The organism is Xanthomonas campestris pv. phormiicola (assembly GCA_025666215.1).
Taxonomy (GTDB): domain Bacteria; phylum Pseudomonadota; class Gammaproteobacteria; order Xanthomonadales; family Xanthomonadaceae; genus Xanthomonas_A; species Xanthomonas_A campestris_A.
In genome coordinates this window covers 903,843-920,919 of record CP102593.1, presented here as the reverse complement: position 1 = coordinate 920,919, position 17,077 = coordinate 903,843, and the positions used below count along the sequence as shown (strand labels likewise).

12 protein-coding genes are annotated in these 17,077 nt (G+C 69.8%); 5 read left to right on the top strand and 7 right to left on the bottom strand.

Going from position 1 to position 17,077, the window contains the following annotated elements; all coding sequences use genetic code 11:
* Window positions 1–421 precede the first annotated feature (421 nt).
* The 3 genes from purL to xerD all read right to left on the bottom strand — a co-directional run bounded on the left by purL (window position 422) and on the right by xerD (window position 6,638).
* A complete protein-coding gene (gene purL / locus NRY95_03755) occupies window positions 422–4,537 on the bottom strand; it encodes a phosphoribosylformylglycinamidine synthase (protein ID UYC17095.1) in 4,116 nt (1,371 codons plus the stop codon).
* Window positions 4,538–4,744: 207 nt separating this feature from the next.
* A complete protein-coding gene (locus NRY95_03750) occupies window positions 4,745–5,551 on the bottom strand; it encodes a DsbC family protein (GenBank protein ID UYC17094.1) in 807 nt (268 codons plus the stop codon).
* 112 nt (window positions 5,552–5,663) lie between these two features.
* Window positions 5,664–6,638, bottom strand: a complete 975-nt coding sequence (gene xerD, locus NRY95_03745) for a site-specific tyrosine recombinase XerD (protein ID UYC17093.1) — start codon at window positions 6,636–6,638, stop codon at window positions 5,664–5,666.
* Between the two features lie 136 nt (window positions 6,639–6,774).
* On the opposite strand from xerD, the gene NRY95_03740 reads away from it, so the two are divergent.
* Window positions 6,775–7,251: an RDD family protein gene (locus NRY95_03740; GenBank protein UYC17092.1), complete on the top strand. Its 477-nt coding sequence runs from the start codon at window positions 6,775–6,777 to the stop codon at window positions 7,249–7,251.
* 68 nt (window positions 7,252–7,319) lie between these two features.
* On the opposite strand, the gene NRY95_03735 is transcribed toward NRY95_03740, so the two are convergent.
* The 3 genes from NRY95_03735 to lptF are packed head-to-tail and all read right to left on the bottom strand — an operon-like array spanning window position 7,320 to window position 9,815.
* Window positions 7,320–7,622: a hypothetical protein gene (locus NRY95_03735; GenBank protein UYC17091.1), complete on the bottom strand. Its 303-nt coding sequence runs from the start codon at window positions 7,620–7,622 to the stop codon at window positions 7,320–7,322.
* A gap of 4 nt (window positions 7,623–7,626) precedes the next feature.
* On the bottom strand, window positions 7,627–8,733 hold the full coding sequence (gene lptG / locus NRY95_03730; protein UYC17090.1) for an LPS export ABC transporter permease LptG: 1,107 nt from the start codon (window positions 8,731–8,733) through the stop codon (window positions 7,627–7,629).
* A complete protein-coding gene (gene lptF / locus NRY95_03725) occupies window positions 8,730–9,815 on the bottom strand; it encodes an LPS export ABC transporter permease LptF (protein ID UYC17089.1) in 1,086 nt (361 codons plus the stop codon). The genes lptG and lptF overlap by 4 nt, the downstream gene beginning before the upstream one ends.
* 108 nt (window positions 9,816–9,923) lie before the next feature.
* Here lptF and NRY95_03720 point away from each other — a divergent pair, with 108 nt between their 5' ends.
* The 4 genes from NRY95_03720 (at window position 9,924) to NRY95_03705 (ending at window position 15,383) form a co-directional block, all read left to right on the top strand.
* The gene (locus NRY95_03720; protein ID UYC17088.1) at window positions 9,924–11,405 is read left to right on the top strand and encodes a leucyl aminopeptidase; all 1,482 of its coding nucleotides are present in this window, start codon (window positions 9,924–9,926) and stop codon (window positions 11,403–11,405) included.
* A 111-nt stretch (window positions 11,406–11,516) separates the two neighbouring features.
* The gene (locus NRY95_03715; protein ID UYC18489.1) at window positions 11,517–11,942 is read left to right on the top strand and encodes a DNA polymerase III subunit chi; all 426 of its coding nucleotides are present in this window, start codon (window positions 11,517–11,519) and stop codon (window positions 11,940–11,942) included.
* A 115-nt stretch (window positions 11,943–12,057) separates the two neighbouring features.
* Entirely contained in the window at window positions 12,058–14,910 is a 2,853-nt protein-coding gene (locus tag NRY95_03710; GenBank protein UYC17087.1) for a valine--tRNA ligase, read from the top strand.
* Between the two features lie 20 nt (window positions 14,911–14,930).
* A complete protein-coding gene (locus NRY95_03705) occupies window positions 14,931–15,383 on the top strand; it encodes an isoprenylcysteine carboxylmethyltransferase family protein (GenBank protein ID UYC17086.1) in 453 nt (150 codons plus the stop codon).
* A gap of 63 nt (window positions 15,384–15,446) precedes the next feature.
* Here the strand turns inward: NRY95_03705 and NRY95_03700 are convergent, their stop codons facing one another.
* A complete protein-coding gene (locus tag NRY95_03700; GenBank protein ID UYC17085.1) occupies window positions 15,447–16,598 on the bottom strand; it encodes a pectate lyase in 1,152 nt (383 codons plus the stop codon).
* Between the last annotated feature and the right edge of the window lie 479 nt (window positions 16,599–17,077).

The window sequence follows — 17,077 nt, the reverse complement described above, 5'->3', positions numbered from 1 at the left end:
GGGTTTTCTTCAGCCGGTTGCAGGTTCCCGCCGGGAGAAGTGCATCGCCCCTCTCCCGTCGGGAGAGGGGTTGGGATGAGGGTGCGGCGCGAAGCGGCTCGTGGAGTTGGGAGCGCGAGGCTGCGCCCGGACCCTCATCCGCCCCTGCGGGGCACCTTCTCCCGGTGGGAGAAGGGAACAGCGGCAGCCCCTCTCCCACCGGGAGAGGGGGTGGGGTGAGGGTCCGGCGCGAAGCGGCTCGCGGAGTTGGGTGCGCGAGGCTGCGCCCGGACCCTCATCCGCTCCTGCTGTTCCCTTCTCCCGGTGGGAGAAGGGAACAGCAGAGCTGTGCATAGCCCCTCTGCGCCGGGCCGGCGCAGGGCGTGCTCGCTTGCGACATGCCGCCGCGCCCGCCGATGGCGGACGCGGCAGGTGGGCGCGCTCAGCCCACCCACACCCGCGCGTTGCGGAACATGCGCAGCCACGGCGAGGCATCCGCCCAGCCTTCGGGGTGCCAGCTGAGGTTGAGCGCGCGCGGGGTGCGCTCGGGATGCGGCATCAGGATCGTGACCCGGCCGTCGTCGCTGGTCAGGCCGGTGATGCCGTCGGGCGAACCGTTCGGGTTCAGCGGATAGCGCGCGGCGACCTCGCCGTTGCCATCGACGAAGCGCAGCGCCACGCGCGCGGCGGCCTGGTCCACGGCATTGTCGAACTCGGCACGGCCTTCGCCGTGCGCCACCGCCACCGGGATCCGCGAACCGGCCATGCCGCGCAGGAAGATCGACGGCGACTCCACCACTTCCAGCAGGCTGGTGCGCGCCTCGAACTGCTCGCTGCGGTTGCGCAGGAAGCGCGGCCAGTGCTCGGCGCCGGGGATGATGTCCTTGAGCTGGCTCAGCATCTGGCAGCCGTTGCACACACCCAGTGCGAAGCTGTCCGGACGCGCGAAGAACGCCGCGAACGCATCGCGCAGCGCGGGCCGCTCCAGGATCGAGGTGGCCCAGCCGCGGCCGGCGCCGAGCACGTCGCCGTAGCTGAAGCCGCCGCAGGCGGCCAGGCCGACGAAGCCGGCCAGGTCCACGCGGCCGGCGATCAGGTCGCTCATGTGCACGTCGAAGGCGCGGAAGCCGGCGCGCTCGAACGCATTGGCCATCTCGATCTGGCCATTGACGCCCTGCTCGCGCAGGATCGCCACCTTCGGCCGCTGGCCGCTGGCGACGAACGGCGCGGCCACGTCCTCGGCCGGGTCGAAGACCAGCTTCGGCTTCAGCCCCGGCGCGGCGAAATCGCGCGCCACCGCGCGTTCCTCGTCGGCGCTGTCGGGGTTGTCGCGCAGCTTCTGCATGGCGTGGCTGACCGACCACCACGCGTCGAACAGCTCTTCCCAGCGCCATTCGACCAGGGTCTTGCCGGCCAGGCCCACGCGCACCACCGCGGCGGTGCTGGGGCGGGCGATGCGCTGCGCGCACTCGGTCAGCGCATGCCGCTCGATCAGGTCGGCGAACGCGGCGCGGTCCTCGTTGGCGACCTGCACCACCGCGCCCAGTTCCTCGTTGAACAGGCTGCGGAACGGATCGTCGCCCCAGGCATCGAGGTTGATCTCCAGGCCCTGGCGCGAGGCGAACGCCATCTCGCACAGGCTGGCGAAGGCGCCGCCGTCGCTGCGGTCGTGGTAGGCCAGCAGCAGCCCGGCCTCGCGCGCATCGCGGATCAGTTCGAAGAACGCGCGCAGCCGCTGCGCATCGTCCAGGTCCGGCACCGCGCCGCCGAACGCCGGCAGGCCGCCCTCGGCATGCACCTGCGCCAGCACCGACCCGCCCAGGCGCTGCTTGCCGCCGCCCAGCCCGATCAGCCACAGCTCGCTCTCGGCCTCGCGCGCCAGCAACGGCGTCAGCTGGGTGCGCGCGTCGGCCACCGGGGCGAACGCGGTGACGATGAGGGAGACTGGCGAAACGCTTTTATGCGTTTCGCCGGGACTCGGGACTCGGGACTCGGGACTCGTGACAGCGGCGGTGTCGGCATTGCGGAATGGCGCGGAACCAGGCTCTTGCTCTTGCCGAGTCCCGAGTCCCGAGTCCCGAGTCCCGGCCACCACCCACTGCGCCTGCATCGACAGCGAATCCTTGCCGACCGGGATGCTCAGGTCCAGCTGCGGGCACAGTTCCATGCCCACCGCCTTGACCGCGGCGTAAAGCCGCGCGTCCTCGCCGGCGTGGTTGGCCGCGGCCATCCAGTTCGCCGACAGCTTGACCTGGGCCAGCGCCTCGACCGGCGCCGCGCACAGGTTGGTGATCGCTTCGCCGACCGCCATGCGCGCGGCGGCGGCGGCATCGAGCAGCGCCAGCGGGGTGCGCTCGCCGATCGCCATCGCTTCGCCGGCGTAGGTGTCGAAGCCGGCCAGGGTGATCGCGCAATCGGCCAGCGGCAGCTGCCACGGGCCGATCATCTGCTCGCGCGCGGTCAGGCCGCCGACGCTGCGGTCGCCGATCGTGACCAGGAAACTCTTCGCCGCCACCGCCGGATGCGCCAGCACGCGCAACCCGGCCTGGCGCAGGTCCAGCGTGTCGGTGTCCAGCTCCGGCCAGCGCGGCGCCGGCGGCCGCCGCGCATCGCGGTGCATCTTCGGCGGCTTGCCGAAGAGCAGGTCCATCGGCAGGTCGATGGGGTGCTGGCGGGACTCGGGACTCGGGACTCGGGACTCGGCAGAAGCCGGTTCAGCGGGAACGGCGAGATCAACGGCGGACGCATGCAGCGGGCTCACCGCCTGCATTTGCTCCATCCGAGTCCCGAGTCCCGAGTCCCGAGTCCCGAGCACTCCATAGCCCACCACGAGCCGTTCTTCGGCGGTCGCCACGCCGACCGCGGCGAACGGGCAGCGCTCGCGCTCGCAGATCGCGGCGAATTCGGCCAGGCGCGCCTGCGGCACGCCCAGCACGTAACGCTCCTGCGATTCGTTGCACCACAGCTGCATCGGCGACAGCGACGGGTCGTCGCTGGGCACGCGGTCCAGGTCGACGATGCCGCCCACGCCCGAGTCGTGCAGCAACTCGGGAATGGCGTTGGACAGGCCGCCGGCGCCGACGTCGTGGAACCAGCGGATCGGATTGTCCGCGCCCAGCGCCACGCCGCGGTCGATGACCTCCTGCACGCGCCGCTCCATCTCCGGGTTGTCGCGCTGCACGCTGGCGAAATCCAGGTCCTCGGCGCTGTCGCCGGAGGCCACCGAACTGGCCGCGCCGCCGCCCAGGCCGATCAGCATCGCCGGGCCGCCGAGCACGATCACCGCATCGCCCGGCTGCAGGCGGAGCTTCTCGACCTGGATGCGGTCGATCGCGCCGAGGCCACCGGCGAGCATGATCGGCTTGTCGTAGGCGCGGGTCAGGTCCTGCGCCTCGGGCAGCTCGAAGCTGCGGAAATAGCCGAGCAGGTTGGGCCGGCCGAATTCGTTGTTGAACGCGGCGCCGCCGAGCGGGGCCTCGAGCATGATCTCCAGCGCCGGGGCCATGCGCGGGTTCAACGGGCGCTCGCCTTCCCACGGCTGCGGCAGGGTCGGGATGCGCAGGTGCGAGACGCTGAAGCCGGTCAGGCCGGCCTTGGGCTTGCCGCCGCGGCCGGTGGCGCCCTCGTCGCGGATCTCGCCGCCGGCGCCGGTGGCCGCGCCCGGGAACGGCGCGATCGCGGTCGGGTGGTTGTGGGTCTCGACCTTGATGCAGAACGCCGACGGCGTCACCGCCTCGCTGCGGTACTCGCCGCTGGCCGGATCCGGGCGGTAGCGCGCGGCCGGATGCCCTTCCACCACCGCCGCGTTGTCGCTGTACGCGCTGAGCGTGTGCTGCGGGGTCTGCTGGTGGGTGTGCTTGATCATCCGGAACAGCGAGCGGTCCTGCTCCTTGCCGTCGATGCTCCAGCTGGCGTTGAATATCTTGTGCCGGCAGTGCTCGGAATTGGCCTGCGCGAACATCATCAGCTCGACGTCGGCCGGATCGCGGCCGAGTTCGCCGAAGCGCTGGCGCAGGTAATCGATTTCGTCCTGGGCCAGGGCCAGGCCCAGCCGCGCGTTGGCCGCCTCCAGCTGGTCCAGCGCGATGCGCTCGACGTCGCCGCGTGCCGGCGCCTGGAACAGCGCCTGCGCCTGCTCGGCGCTGTCCAGCAGCGACTGGGTCATCGGGTCGTGCAGCAGCTTGGCCAGCGCGGCCTGCTGGCTGGCGTCTTCCGGCCAGCCGGCCAGGTCCAGGCGGGTGCCGCGCTCCACGCGGCGGATCGCCAGGCCGGCGCCGCGCACCAGCTCGGTGGCCTTGCTCGACCACGGCGAGCGCGTGCCGAGCCGCGGCACCACGTAGCGCGAGCAGGTGCCGGCCTCGGCCGCGATCGGCGCGTCCTGCGCCTGCAGGATGCGCTGCGCGGCGGCGCTATCCACCGCGCCGTCGGCGTCGCTGTCGATGAAGTAGACGTGCCAGGCGCCGGCGATGCGCAGACCGGGAACGACGGATTGCAGGCGGGTTTCGAGCCGAGCGCGGCGGAACGGCGAAAGGGCGGAAGCGCCCTCGAGGACGATCATGTCCGGGGAACCGTGTGAGGTAAACGGGCTGCGTAGTGTAGCCGGGACTCGGGACTGGGGACTCGGGACTCGCAAAAGCAGTTGCCGGCGACCGCAAAAAACCCAGGGAAATCAGGAACCAGTTCGCACTTGACGTATCGCCCGCCGACAACGGATCAGCCACCCGGAACCCGCTTTTCCGAGTCCCGAGTCCCGAGTCCCGACCGCTTAGCGGCTGCCCCCCGCCCGGCCCGTTTCGGCCGCGCGCTTGTCCAGCGCCTGGCGCAGCTGCGCCGGCGGCAGGTAGCCGCCGAGCTGGGTGCCGTCCGGGGCGAAGATCGCCGGGGTGCCGTTGACGCCCAGGCGCTGGCCCAGGTTGTACTGCATGGTCACCGGGTTCTTGCAGTTGGCCGCGCCCGGCACCTTGCCGCTGGCCTTGGCCTCGGTCAGCGCCTTCTTCTTGTCGGCAGCGCACCACACCGCGACCATGTCCTTGTAGTCCTGGCTGCCCAGGCCCATGCGCGGGAACGCCAGGTACTCCACCGCGATGCCCTGCTTGTTGAGCTCGGCGATCTCGCTGTGCAGCTTGCGGCAGTAGCCGCATTCGATGTCGGTGAACACGCTGATGGTGTACTTCGGGTTGGCCGGGGCGAACACGATGCGCTCGGTGCGCGGCGCCGATTCCAGCAGCTTGCGGCGGTAGTTCAGCAGGCCCTCGCTGGAGGCGAACTGCTTTTCCTGGATGTCGAACGGCTGCGCCTGGAACAGGTAGCGGCCGTCGTCGGACACGTACAGCACCTGCCCGCCGACCACCACTTCGCGGAAACCCGGGAACGGCGCGGCGCCGATGAAGTCGGGCTTGAAGTTCGGATCCAGCTGCAGCAGCGCCGCACGCACGCGCTGGTCGCCCGGGGCACCGGCAGGAGCGGCGGCGGCCGGCTTGGCAGCGGCAGTGCCGCCGGTGGGCGAAGCCGGCTGCGCGCAGGCGGAAAGAGAGGTGGCGCCCAGCAGCGCAAAAAGAGCAAAACGGAGCATTGGCTATCCATGAGGGCTGCGAATCGGTCGGATTGTCGCATACCGATTGGTCAGCTCCATGTAAACAGGCGCAGTGGCCGCGGCAGGCGAACAGGGCTGCCGCGCGGCCGCCTCAGCCGCGCGGATGGTGCTTGCTGTGCAGTTTCTGCAGGTGTTCGCGCGCCACCAGGGTGTAGATCTGGGTGGTGGACAGCGAGCTGTGCCCGAGCAGCATCTGCAGCGCGCGCAGGTCGGCGCCGCGGTTGAGCAGATGGGTGGCGAAGCTGTGGCGCAGGCCGTGCGGGCTGACCGAGGCCGGGTCGATGCCGGCCAGCGCCGCATAGCGCTTGACCAGGCCCCAGAACTGCTGCCGGCTCAGCGGACGCCGCGCCGCATCGATGAACATCGGCACGGTGCCGTCGCTGGCCGGCACCGCCTGCCCCGCCGCCAGCGCCGGCCGCGCCGTGTCCAGGTAGCGCTGCAGCCAGTGCTGCGATTCCTCGCCCAGCGGCACCAGGCGTTCCTTGCTGCCCTTGCCGGTGACCCGCAGCACGCCCTGGCGCAGGTTCACCGCGTTCGCCGGCAGGTTGACCAGCTCGCTGACGCGCAGCCCCGCGGCGTACATCAGCTCGAGCATGGCGCGGTCGCGCAGGCCGGTCGGGGCGGTGTCGTCCGGGGTCGCCAGCAGCGCGTCGATCTGACTCTCGGCCAGGGCCTTGGGCAGGGAGCGCGGCAGCTTGGGCGGGTCCAGCAACGCGGTCGGATCGTCGCTGCGCTCGCCGCGGCGCAGGCGCAAGGCGAAGAACGCGCGCAGCGACGACAGCCAGCGCGCGTTGCTGCGCTGCGAATAGCCCAGCCGGGTGCGCCAGGCCAGGTAGTCGAACAAGGCCTGGCGATCGGCCCCGGGCAGGCCGCCGCCGGCGCCGTCGCGCCAGCGCGCGAAGCCTTCCAGGTCGCGCCGGTAGCTGTCCAGGCTCTGCCGCGCCAGGCCCTGCTCGGCCCAGGCCGTGTCCAGGAACTGCTGGATCGCGGCGGCATCGGCATCGCGCAGCGGGGCGAGCCGTTGCGCCTGCTGGCGGCGTTCGGCGGGAGTGCGGAGTTCGGGCATGGGGAGAGCTTACGGGACTCGGGACTCGGGACTCGGGCAAAGCCTAGCGCTGACTCTGCGCGGCGCAATGCGGGAGCTGCGCCGATCGCGGTAGCAGCCGGTGACGCGCCGGTGGCGCTGCCGCTAAGCTGTGGCGATGACCGCCGCGTCCACCGCCACCGCTTCCCGTCCGCGTGCGCTGCTGCCGTGGCGGCTGCTGGCGCTGTTCTACGATGCCTGGCCGGTACTGGCGCTGTGGTTCGCGATCTCGGCGCTGTTCACCCTGGGCTACACGCTCGAAGGCCACGCGCCGCGCGAGAACATCGCCCCGTTCAGCGCCTTGCAGTGGCTGCTGTGGCTGTGCTGCTGGCTGGCCGCCGGGCTGTACGCGACGCTGAGCTGGCGCCGCGGCGGCCAGACCCTGGGCATGCGCCCGTGGCGGCTGCGCCTGCACGGCGCCGACGGCGGCACGCCGGGCTGGGGCGCGCTGTGGCGGCGCTACCTGGTCGGCACGCTGTCGCTGCTGCTGGGCGGGCTGGGGTTCTGGTGGGCGCTGCTGGATCGCGAACGGTTGGCGTGGCACGACCGCGCCAGCGGCACACGCTTGGTTCGACTTCCGAAGCAAACGCCCTGACCGCAGCGCATGGGCACGCGGCGAACCCGATTGCCGCGTCAATGCCACTGCGGCGCAAGGCACTCCGCTCAGCCCGGTCGCGCAAGGCGTATGGCGATGCGGCGCAACGTCGCCCCCAGCACATGTCCCGCCAGATACAGCAATAGCAACAGCGGCGGCACCAGCAACACGTAACCGGCAATCCAGGACATGCCGCGCAACCACGCGTCGGCCCCCAGCGCATCCAGCACCAGCAACTGCGGGGTCAACGGCAGTTGCAGCAATACGAAGTGCCCTTTGTCGTCGGCACCCTGGGCACCCCACACGCACCACGCGGTCGGCACTGCATACAGCAGGCACAGGCCCGCCCCGAGCAGGCTCAACCGGCGCATCGACTCAACTGCTGCGCTTGCGGAACAACAGCCACGACACGGTCAGCATCACCAGCGGCGGCAACGCGTAGGCGATGCGGTAGTCGAACTTGAGCGCGCCGGCCATGCGCCCGAAGAACAGCTGCAGCAGCCAGAACACCAGCGCGAACAGGATGCCCAGGAACAGGCGCTTGCCCATGCCGCCGCTGCGCAGCGCGCCGAACGCGAACGGGATCGCGGCGAAGCACAGCGCCAGCACGTTGACCGGATAGAACCAGCGGCTCCAGTACTGGTCCTCGTAGTCGCGCGCGTCCAGGCCGTTGCGGCGCCGGTACTCGATGCTGGTGTGCAGGTCGTGCGCGGACAGGTTGCGCGGCTTGGCCAGGCCCGAGGCCAGCGCCGCGGCGTCCAGCCGCGAGGCCCACGGCAGGCTGTCGAACGTCTCGCGCTGCACCGAACGCTCGGCGAAGGTGTCGCGGTAGGCCTGCTTCAGGGTCCAGCCGCTGCTGCGGTGCTCGGCGGTGGTGGCGTGGGTCAGCGAGGCCAGGCGACCGTCCTGGTCCAGCGTGTACAGGCGCACGTCGCGCAGCTCCAGCCAGGTGCCGCCGCTGCCTTCCAGATGTTCCTCGCCGGCCTGCGCGTTGAGGAAGGTGTCGCCCTCGCGCGCCCACACCCCGGAGTAGCGGGCCATGCTCATGTTGCCGTTGTACTTGGCGTTGGCCTTGATCGTGTCGGCCTGGTTCTGCGCCCACGGCGCCAGGGTCTCGCCGCTGAACACCATCGCCGCGGTCAGCAGCGCCATCGTCGCGGCGGCCGCCACGCTCAGCCGCGGCCGCGACAGGCCCAGCGCGCGCAGCGCGGTCAGTTCGGAGGTGGCCGCCAGCTGCCCCAGGCCCATCAGCACGCCGATCACCGCGCCGGTCGGGAACAGGGTGTAGGCACGCCGCGGCACGGTGTAGGCGACGAACGCCACGGCGTGGCCGAGGCTGTAGCTGCCCTTGCCGATGTCCTTGAATTCGTTGGACAAGGCCATGATCACGTCGAGCCCGAGCAGCACCGCCCAGGTCAGCAGGACGGTGCCGAGCACGGCGCGGCCGACGTAGACGTCGTGCAGGTTCGGACGCAGCCTCATGCCGCCTGCCTCCGCGGCCGCGACAGCTGGCCGTCGCGCAGATAGGTCCACACCGCCAGCACCAGCAGCGGCACGGTCAGCCACCACAGGCCCAGCGCGCGCGGCAGCTTGTCGGTGCTCAGCCACTGGGTGCCGATGAACATCAGGTTGGTGCCGACCAGGTAGGCCAGGAACGCCAGCATGATCCGGCCGTAGCGCTGCTGCCGCGGCGAACTGCGCGACAGCGGCAGGGTCAGCAGGGCGAAGGCCAGCGCCAGCAGCGGCGGGGCGATGCGCGCGTGCAGCTGCGCATTGGCCTGCGGCCGCGGGTCGCCGATCAGCTTGGCGGTGGGCAGCAGTTCCGGATCGTCGTCCTTGCGCGCCTCATCGCGGTCCGGCAGGGCCACGTCGTTGCTGACGTAGCGCATCAGCCGGTAGTCCATGCCGTCGCCGGCCAGCGGCCCTTCCACGCGGTAGCCGTCCTCCAGGCGCAGGTAGCGGTCGGCCTTGCCCTCGAAGAACATCGCGCCGCGCTGCGCGGTGACCACGTCCAGGCGGTCGTCCTTCTGCCGCTGCATGAACACCTTGCCCAGCTTGGTGCCGTCGCCGGACAGGGTACTGATGTAGACGATGCCGCCGTCGGACAGCGGGGTGAAGCGCCCGGCCTCCAGCCCGGCCATCAGCAGGCTGCGGTTGGCCTCGTCGATCAGCCGGTCGGAGGTGCGGTCGGCCCAGGGACCCAGCCACAGCGAGCACAGCCCGACCAGGGCCACCACCGGCACCACCAGCATCAGGATCGGCCGCAGCAGGCGCCGCGGGCCGACGCCGATGGCGGTGATCACCGCCATTTCCGAGTCGCGGTACAGCCGCGCCAGCGCCAGCAGCAGGCCCAGCATCAGCGCCAGCGGCAGGATCAGCGGCAGATACACCACGAACTGCAGGCCCAACTGGGAGAACAGCAACTTGGCCGGGATGCGGCCATCGGCGATGTTGCCCAGGATGTCGACCAGCACGCCGCCGACGCTGACCACCAGCAGGACGATGAGGGTCGCCAGGAAGCTCTGGATGAAATCGCGCAGCAGGTATCGATCGAGCTTCGGCATGGGGGTGGGTTGATTTAAACTCTCGGATTCGTTCGCGGCGGAGCCAGCCTAACCCGGCTGGACGTAAACAACCCGCGATTGTACGGATTTGCCAACGGAATCTGATCAATGGCCCTGGAATTCACCCTGAACCACGACGCCCCGGCTACCGCGGCGTTCGATTGCATCGTCGTCGGCATGTTCGCCGACAAGCGCCTGTCGCCCGCTGCCCAGGCCCTGGATGCGGCCAGCGACGGACGCCTGACGGCCCTGGCCGGCCGCGGCGACGTCAGCGGCAAGACCGGCGCCAGCGTGCTGCTGCACGACCTGCCCGGGGTCACCGCACCGCGCGTGCTGGTGGTCGGCCTGGGCGAGGCCGCCAAGTTCGGCGTGCCGCAGTACCTGAAAGCGGTCGGCGACGCGGCGCGCGCGCTGAAGAGCGGGCCGTGCGCCAAGGCGCTGTTCACCCTGTCCGAGCTGGAGATCAAGGGCCGCGACCAGGCCTGGGCGATCCGCCAGGCGGTGATCGCCAGCGACCACGCCTGCTACCGCTACACCGCCACGCTGGGCAAGAAGAAGCCCGACGACAGCGGCCTGGCCAGCCTGGCCGTGCTCGGCGAGGACGCCACCGCGCTGGCCCAGGGCCAGGCCATCGCCGCCGGCGTCAAGTTCGCCCGCGAGCTCGGCAACCTGCCGCCGAACCTGTGCACCCCGGCCTACCTGGCCGAGACCGCGGCCGCGTTCGCCCACGGCGTCGACGGCGCCGAGGCCGAGATCCTCGACGAGACGCAGATGCAGGAACTGGGCATGGGCTCGCTGCTGGCGGTGGCGCGCGGCTCGGCCAACCGCCCGCGGCTGCTGGTGCTGAAGTGGCACGGCGGCGGCGACGCCAAGCCCTACGTGCTGGTCGGCAAGGGCATCACCTTCGATACCGGCGGCGTCAACCTGAAGACCCAGGGCGGCATCGAAGAGATGAAGTACGACATGTGCGGCGGCGCCAACGTCATCGGCACCTTCGTCGCCGCGGCCACCGCGCGCCTGCCGCTGAACCTGGTGGTGGTGGTGCCGGCGGTGGAGAACGCGATCGACGGCAACGCCTATCGCCCCTCCGACGTGATCACCAGCATGTCCGGCAAGACCATCGAGGTCGGCAACACCGACGCCGAAGGCCGCCTGATCCTGTGCGACGCGCTGACCTACGCCGAGCGCTTCAACCCCGAGGCGCTGATCGACGTGGCCACCCTGACCGGCGCCTGCATGGTCGCCCTCGGCCACCAGACCGCCGGCCTGATGAGCAAGCACGACGACCTGGCCAACGAGCTGCTGGCCGCCGGCGAGCACGTGTTCGACCGCGCCTGGCGCCTGCCGCTGTGGGACGAATACCAGGGCCTGCTCGACTCCAGCTTCGCCGACGTCTACAACATCGGCGGGCGCTGGGCCGGCGCCATCACCGCCGGCTGCTTCCTGTCGCGCTTCACCGAAGGCCAGCGCTGGGCGCACCTGGACATCGCCGGCGTGGCCAGCGACGAAGGCAAGCGCGGCATGGCCACCGGGCGGCCGGTGGGGTTGTTGTCGCAGTGGTTGCTCGACCGCGTTGCGGCCGGGAATTGAGAATGGGGAATCGGGAATCGTGAAAAGCGCCCTGTCTTCCCCCGCCGCGCGCGGCGCATTCGCCGCCGCCGGCTGTTCCCATTCCCTATTCTCCATTCCCCGTTCCCCGCTCTGATGCGCGCCGATTTCTACCTGATCGCCAAGCCGCGCTTCCTCACCGAGCCGCTGCGGCTGGTGTGCGAGCTGGCGCGCAAGGCCAACGACGCCAACCTGTGGACGCTGGTGCTGGCGCGCGACCAGACGCAGGCCGAGGAGCTGGACGAGTTGCTGTGGGCGTTCGACGACGACGCCTACATCCCGCACCAGATCGCCGGCGCCGATGTCGACGAGGAAGAGGCGCAGGTGCTGATCGTCCCGCCCGGCGTGGAAGCGCCGTCGCGCGCATTGGTGATCAACCTGCGCGACGACGCCTACCGCGGCATCTGCGAGCGCGTGCTGGAAGTGGTGCCGGCCGACCCCACCGCGCGCGAACCGCTGCGCGAACGCTGGAAACAGTACAAGGCGCTGGGCTTCGAGGTCAGCAAGTACGACATGTGATGAAGCCGGGAATCGGGAATGGAGAATCGGGAATAGTGGCTCTCCCCCACCGATTGCGGCGAACGCCGCGCCGCGCTTTGTCGATTCCCCATTCCCGATTCCCGATTCCCCGCCTATGACCACCCTCGCCCCCAGCTACGACCCCACCTCCTTCGAATCGCGCCTGTACGCCCAGTGGGAGGCGGCCGGCTATTTCAAGCCGTCCGGGCAGGGCGAGGCGTACACGGTGCTGCTGCCGCCGCCGAACGTGACCGGCACCCTGCACATGGGCCACGCCTTCCAGCAGACGCTGATGGACGCGCTGGTGCGCTACCACCGCATGCGCGGCTTCGACACGCTGTGGCAGGTCGGCAGCGACCACGCCGGCATCGCCACCGAGATGGTGGTGTCGCGCAACCTGGCGCTGGAAGGCAAGGGCGAGACCCGCGACTCGCTGGGGCGCGAGGGCTTCATCGCCAAGGTGTGGGAATGGAAGGCGCAGTCGGGCGACACCATCGAGCGGCAGATGCGCCGCCTGGGCACCTCCAGCGACTGGTCGCGCAGCACCTTCACCATGGACCCGCAGCCGTCGGCGGCGGTGGTCGAGGCGTTCGTGCGCTGGCACGAGCAGGGCCTGATCTACCGCGGCCAGCGCCTGGTCAACTGGGACCCGGTGCTGAAGACCGCGATCTCCGACCTGGAAGTGGAGAACGTCGAGGAAGACGGCTTCCTGTGGTCGATCGCCTACGCGCTCGAGGACGGCGCCAGCTACGAACACGTCGAGCACGACGCCGACGGCAACGAGACCCTGCGCGAGACCCGCGACTACCTGGTGGTGGCCACCACGCGCCCGGAAACCCTGCTCGGCGACACCGCGGTGATGGTGCACCCGGACGATGCGCGCTACGCGCACCTGATCGGCAGGACGGTGACGCTGCCGCTGACCGGCCGCCAGGTGCCGGTGATCGGCGACGCCTACGTGGACCGCGCGTTCGGCACCGGCGTGGTCAAGGTGACCCCGGCGCACGACTTCAACGATTACCAGGTCGGCGTGCGCCACGGCCTGCCGATGATCAACCTGTTCACGCCGACTGCGGCGATCAACGACAACGCGCCGGAGAAATACCGCGGCCTGGATCGCTACGACGCACGCAAGGCGGTATTGGCCGAGCTGGAGGAACTCGGCATCCTGGTGGAGACCAAGCCGCACAAGCTGCAGGTGCCGCGCGGCGACCGCACCGGCCAGGTGATCGAGCCCTATCTCACCGACCAGTGGTTCGTGAAGATGGACGCGCTGGCCAGGCGCGGCCTGGAACTGGTCGAGTCCGGGCAGATCCAGTTCGTGCCGCCGAACTGGATCAACACCTATCGCCACTGGATGGAGAACATCCAGGACTGGTGCATCAGCCGCCAGCTGTGGTGGGGCCACCGCATTCCGGCGTGGTTCGACGACGCCGGCAACTGCTACGTCGGCCGCGACGAGGCGCAGGCGCGCGCGGAAAATGGCCTGGCTGCCGACGTCGCCCTGCACCAGGACAGCGACGTGCTGGAGACCTGGTTCTCCTCGCAGCTGTGGCCGTTCTCGACGATGGGCTGGCCCGACCCGCAGGCCATGGCCGAGCGCGGCTTCGAACGCTACCTGCCGTCGAGCGTGCTGGTCACCGGCTTCGACATCATCTTCTTCTGGGTGGCGCGGATGATCATGGCCACCGACAGCTTCACCGGCCAGGTGCCGTTCCGCGACGTGTACATCACCGGCCTGATCCGCGACAAGGACGGGCAGAAGATGTCCAAGTCCAAGGGCAACGTGCTCGATCCGCTGGACATCATCGACGGCATCAGCATCGAGGACCTGGTCGCCAAGCGCACCACCGGGCTGATGAAGCCCAAGGACGCCCCGAAGATCGAGAAGGCCACGCGCAAGGAATTCCCCGAGGGCATCATCGCCCACGGCGCCGACGCGCTGCGCTTCACCATCGCCGCGCTGGCCGGTCACGGCCGCGACATCAAGTTCGACCTCGGCCGTGCCGAGGGCTACAAGAATTTCTGCAACAAGCTGTGGAACGCCAGCCGCTTCGTGCTCATGAACACGGAGGGACGGGACTCGGGACCCGGGACCCGGGACTCGGCACAGCACGCGCCGGTCACCGATGCCGAGAAGTGGATCCTGGTGCGGCTGGACAAGGTCGCTGCCGAAGCGCAGGCGCACTACGCCGCCTACCGCTTCGACCTGCTGGCGCAGTGCCTGTACGAGTTCGCCTGGAACGAGTTCTGCGACTGGTTCCTGGAGCTGACCAAGCCGGCCCTGAACGGCGACGACGCCGTCGCCGCCGACAGCACCCGCCACACCCTGCTGCTGGTGCTGGAGACGCTGCTGCGCCTGCTGCACCCGCTGACCCCGTTCGTCACCGAGGAACTGTGGCAGCAGGTGGCGCCGCGCCTGGGCATCGCCGCGCCGACCATCTCGCTGCAGCCGTATCCGCTTGCAGGCGCGTTGGACGTGGCCGCCTATGCCGGTGCCGAGGCCGACATCGAATGGCTCAAGGCCATGGTCTCGGCGCTGCGCCGGGTGCGCAGCGAACTCAACGTGCCGCCGTCCAGGCTGGTGCCGCTGCTGTTGCAGGGCGGCCATGCCGAGGACCGCGCGCGGGTGGAACGCTGCGCCTCGCAGCTGAAGTTCCTGCTGCGGCTGGAGGCGATCCAGTGGCTGGACGCCGCGCAGGACGCACCGCCGGCGGCGGCGGCGATCGTCGGCGAACTGCGGCTGCTGGTGCCGCTGCAAGGACTGGTCGACCTGGATGCCGAACGCACCCGCCTGGACAAGGAGATCAAGCGCGTGGACGCGGAGATCGGCAAGTGCAACGGCAAGCTCGGCAACGCCACCTTCGTGCAGAACGCACCGGCGGCGGTGGTCGAACAGGAACGCGCGCGCCTGGCCGACTGGACCACGCAACTGGCCGGCCTGCGCGAGCAGCGCGCCAAGCTGTAGATCACGGACGGCCTCCGCGCATGAGGCTGCGCGTGCCGCCGCCGCTGATCGTGGTTGCCGGCGCGCTGTGCGCATGGGGCGCCGCACATGCCTGGCCGGCGGCGACGCTGCTCCTGACCGGCCAACGCCCGCTGGGCGCAGCGGTGATCGTTGCCGGAGTGATCGCCAACGTGGTGCCCAAGCTGCATTTCCGTCGCGCCGGGACCACGGTCAATCCGCTGCATCCGCAGCGCGCCAGCGCCCTGGTGCAATCCGGACTGCATCGCTATTCGCGCAACCCCATGTACCTGGGGCATGCGCTGATCCTGCTGGGCTGGATGCTGTGCCTCGGCCATCCGGCCGCGGGTCTCGCCCTGGCGCTCTATCTGCTGTATGTCGGTCGTGTGCAGATTCCGCGCGAAGAAGCGGCATTGCGCGAACGCTTCGGCGCCGAGTATGCGCAGTACTGCCGGCGCGTGCGCCGCTGGCTGTAGCGGGAACTCCTCGACAACGACAATCGACCGCCGCCCGGCATTGCGGGCGGCGGCCTGCATCGCTCAGAGCTTGCCGGCCCCGGCCTTGGCCTTGACGTCGCTCGCCACCTGGTTCGCCGGCAGCAGCGAGTAGGTGTACGGCGGGGTCCAGCCGATGCTGTTGTTCCACGAGCAGGTCAGCGCCTTGCCGTTGAGCAGCGAGCCGAAATCGCGGTACACGCTGCCGCCGTAGTTGGCGGCGATCTTGTCGCAGCTGCTGACGCCGCTGATGTCGAAGGCGTTGTTCTCGGAGAAGATCTTCGACTCCTTGCCGACGCCATGCGCATGCGAGAACGGATACACCGCGTGGCTGGTGCTGCCCACGTGGTAGTTGTTGTACAGGTGCACCTGGCCGAAACGCACCCGCGGCGCGCGCGCGGAAATGTTCTCGAACAGGGTGTTGTGGATGGTCACCTTCAGCTTGCCGCTGTCGGTGCCGGAGGCGCTGTCGCTGGAGCCGATCAGGTTGTTCTTCTCGTGCGACTTGAACGCCGAGTACGAGATGGTCACGTAGTTGGCGCCCTTCTTCACGTCCAGCGCGCCGTCGTGATGCTGCTTGGGGCGGCCGTTGGCGGTGCCGTTCTGGTCGTCGGTGCGGCGCCCGTCGGTGAAGGTGACATGGTCCACCCACACGTTGCTGGCGCCCTCGATGGTCAGGCCGTCGTATTCGGCATTCCAGTTGCCGGCGTCGCCGTCGTCCGGATCCCAGATCGGCTGCGGATCCCATGGATTCTCGATGGTGAGGTTGCGGATGATCACGTCGTTGGCCTTGACGTACAGATAGCCCTCACGGATCTGCGCATTGGCGCCGATGCCGATCAGCGTGGTCTTGGCGGGGATGTCCAGGCGCGCGCGGCTCTTCATGTCCGCGGTGGTGCTGTACGCCTTGCCTTCGCTGATATCGATGACGCCGGTGATCTTGATGATGCGGCCGTTGCTGCCGACGCTGGCCTTCAGCGCGGTCTTCAGCTGCGCGGCGGTACTGACGCTGTAGACGTCGGCGGCCGCGGCCTTGGAGCCGCCCTTGGTGCCGCCGTTCTGCGTCGCCCACCCGCTGCTGGCGACCTCCAGGCTGGCATCGGCGTAGGCGCTGCCGGTGGCGCCCGCCAAGCAGACCGCAAGTGCAATCGCGTGGGTGAGCGTGCGCGGGGATGCGATAAGTGACTGTGTCTTCATCCTGGAACCTCGTGAGCATGGGTGGAGTCATCGCACGCGCGGCGCGTTCCGCAGCACGGAAAAACGCAAGCGACGCGAGCGCATTCGCTGTCCCTTCGGACAACTGCGCCTGATGCCGTCGAATCGGGCAGCGCCGAAGAGGCGCGCACTGTAGGGAGCGCGTTCGGCTTGGGAAGAGACAAATGCAGCGCGTCCCGATCCAACGCTGCGATATGGGGAAGTCATCTAACAAAACGCGCTGGCGATGCCGCTTCCGCATCCGCTCCCGCTGCGGGACAACAACGCTGTCCCGACGACATGTCGCGACATTGCGCGAATGCGCGATGCATTCCGAAAGTGCTGAAAAAACCGTGCCGCAGGCGGCATCGTCGGCAGGCCTCGGCAGAGCGAGGGCGGCCGACACCGGGTCTATCGGTCGCGGCTGGCAACACCGATCACGCCCATCGCGACCGATGGCCCTGGATCACCAGGCGTCGCTC